The 263-nt window shown below is 64.3% G+C and carries 1 pseudogene; it reads left to right on the forward strand.

Annotation, left to right across the window (positions count from 1 at the left end):
• Nucleotides 1-37 precede the first annotated feature (37 nt).
• Nucleotides 38-263 (forward strand): annotated as a pseudogene (locus EXE45_RS18880) (ABC transporter substrate-binding protein); the annotation flags it as partial.

The following is a 263-nucleotide window of genomic DNA, read 5'->3' on the forward strand; positions in this document are numbered from 1 at the left end:
TCTGAAGTTTTTTATACACCCACTCATACTACTTGGTATGCCACGGCGAAACATTGAGGATCGTGATGATTCCCGGCATATCGGCCGGCGACAATGGCTCTCCGCGCTCGGCATGGCCGGCGCAGTGACGCTCGCCGGCTGTTCCGGAAACGGCGGCGGCGGCGGCGACGGCTCGGACGGTTCCGACGGGATGGACGGCTCGGACGGTTCCGACGGGTCTGACGGCTCCGACGGCGGCGAAAGCCTCGAGCTCTCCGACTTCC

It is taken from the genome of Halorubrum sp. SP9, assembly GCF_005435015.1.
Taxonomy (GTDB): Archaea; Halobacteriota; Halobacteria; order Halobacteriales; family Haloferacaceae; genus Halorubrum; species Halorubrum sodomense.